This window comes from Nocardioides humilatus (genome assembly GCF_008373755.1).
Lineage (GTDB): Bacteria > Actinomycetota > Actinomycetes > Propionibacteriales > Nocardioidaceae > Nocardioides > Nocardioides humilatus.
This window is the reverse complement of sequence record NZ_VUJV01000024.1, coordinates 1-353: the sequence shown is the minus strand read 5'-3', so window position 1 is coordinate 353 and position 353 is coordinate 1. Positions and strand designations below refer to the sequence as shown.

1 protein-coding gene is annotated in these 353 nt (G+C 41.6%); it reads left to right on the top strand.

What is annotated here, in order from left to right; translation table 11 throughout:
- On the top strand, window positions 1-280 hold a 280-nt coding region (locus F0U44_RS23875; RefSeq protein ID WP_223163805.1), incomplete at its 5' end, for a hypothetical protein.
- Window positions 281-353: the final 73 nt, after the last annotated feature.

Here is a 353-nt window from a genome sequence, read left to right as displayed (position 1 = left end):
AACACAACCATCTGCGGCCGACACACGACCCGAAGACAACAAATCTACTGGAGGTGACGCAGAGAAGAAAGAAGACAAGAAGTCTACTCCGAAAAAAGTAACCAAAACAGTAAAAAAACGAGACAAAAGTAAAGATAAGAAGGATGCCCCTAAAGATAGCAATAAGGAAGATAAAATAGAAGCAAATAGTGTACTGAACCCGGAGCCGATGTCTGTCGACGAGAAAGGAGACAAGACGGACTCCCAAGTGATGGATGTAGATGGTGCTGCTAGTCAATAAATATAGTGTGGATTAGTGAATATCTCCTTTAGATACACATTTGGCATTCGTTATCAGCCTGCTTCATGTTTGT